Raw genomic sequence first — 6,609 nt, forward strand, 5'->3', positions numbered from 1 at the left:
GACTATCGCAATCATGAGCGTTCTAACGACTCACCACGTCTTTGCTGCAGTACCGGGAATCAATGCCAGCTCATCTGGCAGCGTACTGGGGGACGATGTGCTGTACAGCGTCGGCGGTGGCAACGCCGTGACAATGGGCAGCGCGGGCAACATGGACAGCATCAGCATCGGTGGAGGCTGGAACAGCAACCTGGTCTGCGGAAACATGAGCATGAACAACACGCTCCAAAATCAGTTGAATGGAGCAACTTCCGGCTTTCAGACCATCATGGGCTCGATGATTGCCAACGCGACCAGCGCGGTGTCATCACTGCCAGGACTGATCATTCAACGTGCCAATCCAGCGCTGTACAACCTGCTCACCAACGGCATTCTGCAGGGTCGTCTTGATTTTGACCGTTCCAAAGGCACTTGCCGCGCCATCGCTGACAAGATGCTCGATGTCGCGGGAGGACAGATGGGCTGGAACAAGATCGCTGAAGGCCAGGCCATGAGTCAGGCGGTGAAAAACGGAAACACAGACGCTGTCTCAGCTGTTGCGCAGGTCGAAAAACAAGGAGGTAATGACGGCATCACGTGGCTGGGGGGAAATAAGGCCGGCGGATCCGGTCAGCAATCGATCAAGGTCGTCGGAGATGTGACTCGTGCGGGGTACAACCTGCTGAACGGGCGCAGTGCTGCTGATACAACGTCTATCAGTCCTTCGAGCTGCAACAATGGCATGGTGTGCTCCACCTGGTCTTCACCGCAGGATGCATCGACGTTCGCCAACCGGGTTCTGGGAGAGCAGCAACAGCGCACGTGTGAGGGTTGCACGCAAACCACATCCACCCCCGGCGTGGGCCTTACGCCACTGATACAAGAATCCTACGACGCCAAGCTTAAGTCCTTGCAGGAGCTGATTGCCGGACGCAAGGCGCTCACACCCGACAACCTGTCTGAAGCCAGCAGCAATTCTCTGCCCATCACTCGTGGCGTAGTTGAAGCTCTTCGCTCAGAGCACGATCAGGACATATTGGCGAAACGTCTTGCCTCAGAAGTGGCCCTTTCTGATGTGCTTGGCAAAGCCCTCCTGCTCCAACGAACCCTGTTTACCGGGAGCAAGGAGCCGAATATCGCGGCCAACAATGTGGCTCAGCAAGCGGTTGGTCAGCAGAACAGCAGCCTGCAACAGGAAATTGACAACCTTAAAACCGAGTTGGACATGCGCCGCAACCTGGCCAGTAATTCTCCGACAGCCATTCTCCAACGGGCTCAAATCAGGAGGGACGGTTCAAAAGGCATCTTCCAAGGCGACCCGACTCCTGATCGTCTTGACCAATTGCAAAATCCTGCGAAAGGAAATTCACCATGACACCCACCGCTTTAAAGCCTGGACGACTAAAAAAAACAGCGAAAGCGGTTTTAGCGTTTCTATCACTGACATTACTGACGGTGCTGCTGGTCGTCGTGTTTTTGACGTTCGTCAACAGGGTGTTTGGTGATTTGGAGCGCTTCAGTGAATGGCAGAAATTACATTACGAAGCGATGCTGGCCTGGAGGTTACTGGTTTATATGGCGCTAGCGTTTACATGGCTCAGCGTTAGGAAGCGCCTCGCTCACCGGGCCTCGTCCGATATTCCCGCAGGCCCAATGCGATGTGAGGTGATCGCCCTGCTGTTGATCGCATTGATGGAGCTTCGGCGTGCCGGCCTAATCGAGGGAGTCAGTACACTATGATGTTACACACCAATGATTATCTGGAGTACTACCTCACACTGGTCGCCTGGATCATCAACAGCGGCGTCTGGAACATGATCGAGGACAGCGGCTTGGTCGCCGCGCCGTTTGCCGCCATCATCATCAGCGAATGGCTCAAAGCACGTGCTGAGGGTGCCGACGAAGGTAACAAAGGCGTCCTCTCACTGGCGCGAGTGGAAAACCGTTTTTACACTGCGATATTGGTCATCATTCTCTGCTGCATGCCTCTGGTGACCGTCAGCATCGATACGATGCAGTTTGATCGAAGCCGTTCCGAGCAATGTCAGTATTCGATACCCAACCCGGCCGATACGGGTTGGAATACCTCGTTCAGTACATTGAATGGAAAAAGCGCAGTAGTTCCTGTGTGGTGGCTATTCGTGCATGCGATGTCCAAGGCAGCTACCGCAGCCTCAATCGCAGCGATCCCTTGTGGTGTAGACCTGCAACAGGTTCGAATGGACGTGAACAGAGCGCGTATCAACGACCCACTGCTGGCACAGGAAGTCGCCGACTTTACCAACGACTGCTACGCACTGGCACGGTCGCGACTCTTCATGACTCAACCAACGCTCACCAAAGATCAATTGAACGACGTCAACTGGATCGGCTCAAAGTTCTTTCTGCAGACGTCGGGCTATTACGATGATGGTTTCTCTGGGTTCAGGTCTCACAGTCCACGGACCAGATGGCCCTACGATGCAACAAGAGACGCGAGCCTGCCACAAACCACGGGTNNGTGAATGATTCGGTCATCCGCGACCTCGTTTCTCCGCGAAAGCAGCAACTGACCCAAGGACAGGTGTACGCCGACTACGGTGGCCAAGTGGGTGGATCTGTAGCAAATGATTTGACGCGACTCACCGCAACCGCAGGACAGGCGCTAGGATCATTAGCAATGTATCCCGCAATGGACAGCGTACGTCAAGCTGCGCCTATGGTGATGGCTTTTTTAAAGATGGCATTAATAATATGCATACCCTTTGTTCTCGTAATGGGCACCTTCGATCTCAAAGTAATAATGACTATAACATTTGCAGAGTTCGCACTAATTTTTGTCGACTTCTGGTTTCAGCTAGCAAGATGGGTTGATAGCACTATACTAGATGCACTGTATGGCAATGGCGTACGTAGCAATGTACCGCATAGTAATTTCGATCCAGTATTCGGGGCAAGCAACGCCCAAGGAGATTTACTGTTAGATTTTGTTATAGGGAGTATGTTTCTAGTTTTACCGGGCTTTTGGATAACGTCGCTCAGCTGGGCGGGTCTAAGGTTAGGAGGCATCATGCAAGGGCTCGCAGAAGGAACCGCAGAAGCTAAGAAGGCGGGGGCTCGGGGTGGGGCCGAAGTGGAGAAAAAACTTAAGGGCTCAAAAGGCTAAATTAAAAAATCAACGCTCTACTGACCAATATCACAACAGTCATAGAGCGTTAAAACTATTCATTATGAGTAGGATACACCCCACGCCCAAGGACAAAGTCCCAGTTGTGGTCATCATTCTCTTCAAAAGTCGAAGCTTGTAAGCTCGATGTATACTCATCGTCCTCGTAAGAACTAGACGGAATTGGAGCCGCCGCCGAGCCATCACGATTGATCAAAAAGACTCCGATAGAAACCATAGCAACAGCAGCAAGAACGTACAGCAGCCCCCAAGCAGCGAAGAATGCACCCGTGCCGATAGCTGCCACACGAGTAGCCCACTTGACTGGGGTCACGATCAGGCCAGGCGCGCCAGCTCGACGGAGCAAGGACCAAACCGCACGCTCAACGTTGAGTATTCGACGCAGCCCCAGACCGAGCACGTGGCCAAAACGCGCTGCACCGCGCAAATCTGTATTGGCATATGTGCTCATGGGATACCTCGCCTGATCGCTTGAAACATGTCGTAGTGATATCATTTATAGCCCTATTGCCTCACATATTCAACTCATTTTCCCTTGAAAATCAAGCTCCCGACGAACAGTAGACGGGCTGGATTAACGAGTTATGAGCGAGCCTCGCGAAAGCCTCGAATGCCGAATCTGGCTCATACTCGAAGTGTTTCCTAGGCAGCAGAATGTTCCGACTATCTGTTTCAGCAATGCGGATTTGAAGCATACACACGTCCCATTGGCAGGGTTGCAAGCTGACGCAAATGGCATTTTTACGCACCACTGCTACACCTCACTGTCCTCGTGGAAGGCCTTCCACCCTGCATCATGCGCACCCAAAGGGCAAAATGGGCTGACGCAAAATGGCAGAGCGAAGGGTTTGAATGGAATGGGGGTTAAGGGTAAGTGCCTTACCCGAAAAGGCCGGCGAGTCCGCCGGAAATGGATGACGAAAGGGCTAGAAAGACAGCTCACGTAAAATTGAAATTGACAAAAATCAGCCTAAACAAGCACTTGGACACTACATTTCCTATGACAAGCATGGCAACATCCGACTGACCTCGCTGATTGGATCCAACCAGTGAGGCGAAAGCTTTCCTGAACAACCTTTCCAGGACGGATATAGGTTTCGACTTGTTGTGCTGAGCCCTATAGAGCAAAAGGCCCACCAATGACTTCATCATGGGTGCCTCAATGCTTAATTTCTTTCAGCGAAGAAAGACATCGCCAGCCACGCCGTCCAATGTTGCTGCAGGGTTCATGAACCCCGAATCTTCTGACGCACTGCTGTCTACTCCCAGACGGCGTCAGCTCATCGAGAACATCTGGCAGCGAACGTCCCTGCCCCGGTCACAGTTCGATACGCTATACGTGCAAGCATTCAAGAGTTACGCGGCTCTGGTGCAGCATCTCCCTGCCTCTGAGAACCATCACCATGCCTATCAGGGTGGCATGCTGGATCACGGGCTTGAAATCGTCGCCTACGCACTGAAGATCCGCCAGACGTACCTGCTGCCAATCGGAGCGCCACCCGAGTCACAGGCCGCTCAATCCGAAGCATGGTCTGCAGCATCGGCTTACGGTGCGCTCGTGCATGACCTCGGCAAGATTGCTGTGGACGTTCAGGTGGAGCTGGCAGACGGAACGACCTGGCATCCATGACACGGACCACTGGATCAACCTTATCGGTTCAGGTACGTGAAAGGTCGTGACTACCGGCTGCATGGAGCCGCGTCGTCGCTGATCTACGCCCGCGTGATTCCGGCTAAAGCATTGGACTGGCTCAGCGGGTTTTCCGAGCTCTGGGCGCAACTGGTGTTCGCGTTCGCAGGGCAATACGAGCATGCCGACATCCTGGGTGAAATTGTCTCCCAAGCGGACCAAGCTTCGGTAGCGCAGGAGCTCGGCGGCAATCCGAGCCGGGCTATGTCAGCGCCGAAACAGTCTATTCAGAGGCAACTGGCTGAAGGCTTGAGAATGCTCGTGGCGGAGAAATTCAAGCTGAACCAGCCCGATGGCCCTTCAGACGGTTGGCTGACTCAGGACGGCTTGTGGCTTGTCAGCAAGCCTGCGGTAGACCAGCTCAGAGCTCATTTGCTGTCACAAGGTATTGAGCACATTCCCACCTCCAACGCCCCCATGTTCAACCTGCTTCAGGACCAGGCAATCATTCAGCCCAATGGTGAGGGGAAGGCGATCTGGAAGGCCAACATCGACAATAGTCGCGGCTGGAAGAATACGTTCACGGTACTGAAAATAGCCCCGGCACTGATCTGGCCGAACTCTACGGATCGACCTGAGCCCTACACCGGCAAGCTCACAGTGGAGGCTGCCGCATCCGCTGAAGAGGTCGAACAGCCAACTGGCGGAACTGATGAAACTGCTCCTACGACCAGCAAGAAAGTGCCAACGGGTGTCGATCAGATTGCACAGCAACCAAAACCCAGGCAAGCACCTGCATCCGTTAAAGATTTTGATGCACTGGATGAGCTACTTGATCTATTTCCCGATCCGGTAGCGGCTGGTGGAACTGAACCCGTTGCACAAAAGCAAAACGCAGCGCAGATCACCGATGATCATATCCCCTTCTCCCCCCCACCCAAATCTCCTGCTCGGCTTAGTCAACCCAAGCAGGCTGCGGCAGATATCCCCGTTTTTGTGACGGCTCCAGCAATAGACACTGTCGTGAACTCGACTGACTCGGCCGCGAATCATGGCACCAACTTTCTCACCTGGCTGAAAGGCGGCGTTATCTCTCACCGCATCATCATCAACGATGCCAAGGCACGAGTACACACCGTAGACGGCACGGCCTTTTTGGTGAGCCCGGACATTTTCAAACGTTACGCGCTCGAGCACCCAGAGATCGAGCGGGAGGCTAAAGAGCGTGATCTTGAGGCTTGGCAGATAGTGCAGCGTGCATTCGAGAAGCTGAAGAAGCATCGCAAAACACCCGCGGGCTTGAACATCTGGACGTGCCTTGTGAAAGGCCCGCGTAAAAGCAAACAACTTAGGGGCTATCTGCTCACAGAGCCCACCGATGTGTTCAGCGAAGTGCCCTACGACAACCCGGTGATCAGCCTGGCAGATTTGGCAGATAAGGAACCCTCTGAATGAATACCATGACGCTGCCAGAGCTTACCCAAGAGTACATTCTTACCCATGACTTACGCCCCGACACCGTAAAGATCTACTGGGCAGCGACCAAGTCGTATCTGAGATTCTTCGGTGATCGTCTGGCCTGTGAGACCACACACCGCGACATGCTGGACTGGCGCAGGTCGGAGCTCGAGCGTATCTCCAAGCGCAGCTGGAACACCTACTCCAGCCATTTGCGCACCGTCTACCGATACGCAATGGAACACGGCCTTGTCGACATGAAGGTCAATCCCTTGAAAGACACTCGAGTGATCCCAACAAGAAGACCGAAGAAAACCATTAAAAACGATGCCATCGTGCGCGCCAGGAACTGGCTCAACATTCTGGTCCAAGAAGA

Annotated in this window: 3 protein-coding genes and 3 pseudogenes; 5 read left to right on the top strand and 1 reads right to left on the bottom strand. The window is 53.6% G+C overall.

Features of this window, described 5'->3' with window-relative positions:
• The 3 genes and pseudogenes from ALO80_RS06375 to ALO80_RS06385 all read left to right on the top strand — a co-directional run.
• A partial coding sequence (locus tag ALO80_RS06375; RefSeq protein ID WP_144434206.1) for an integrating conjugative element protein occupies positions 1–1,354 on the top strand: 1,354 nt, incomplete at its 5' end.
• Positions 1,351–1,719 carry a hypothetical protein gene (locus ALO80_RS06380; RefSeq protein ID WP_055008338.1) on the top strand — a complete coding sequence of 123 codons (369 nt, stop codon included), beginning with the start codon at positions 1,351–1,353 and terminating at the stop codon, positions 1,717–1,719. The genes ALO80_RS06375 and ALO80_RS06380, both read left to right, overlap by 4 nt.
• Positions 1,716–3,124, top strand: a pseudogene (locus ALO80_RS06385) (conjugal transfer protein TraG N-terminal domain-containing protein). Before ALO80_RS06380 ends, ALO80_RS06385 begins: the two are co-directional and overlap by 4 nt.
• Before the next feature lie 55 nt (positions 3,125–3,179).
• Here the strand turns inward: ALO80_RS06385 and ALO80_RS06390 are convergent.
• Positions 3,180–3,596 (bottom strand): DUF3742 family protein, encoded by a 417-nt coding sequence (locus tag ALO80_RS06390; protein WP_055008339.1) that lies wholly within the window; start codon positions 3,594–3,596, stop codon positions 3,180–3,182.
• A 699-nt stretch (positions 3,597–4,295) separates the two neighbouring features.
• On the opposite strand from ALO80_RS06390, the pseudogene mobH reads away from it, so the two are divergent.
• Both mobH and ALO80_RS31925 read left to right on the top strand, forming a co-directional pair.
• Positions 4,296–6,230, top strand: a pseudogene (gene mobH, locus ALO80_RS06400) (MobH family relaxase).
• Positions 6,227–6,609: pseudogene (locus tag ALO80_RS31925) on the top strand (site-specific integrase); the annotation flags it as partial. The pseudogenes mobH and ALO80_RS31925, both read left to right, overlap by 4 nt.

Origin of the sequence: Pseudomonas caricapapayae, from assembly GCF_001400735.1 — a bacterium.
In the GTDB taxonomy this organism is placed as follows: domain Bacteria; phylum Pseudomonadota; class Gammaproteobacteria; order Pseudomonadales; family Pseudomonadaceae; genus Aquipseudomonas; species Aquipseudomonas caricapapayae.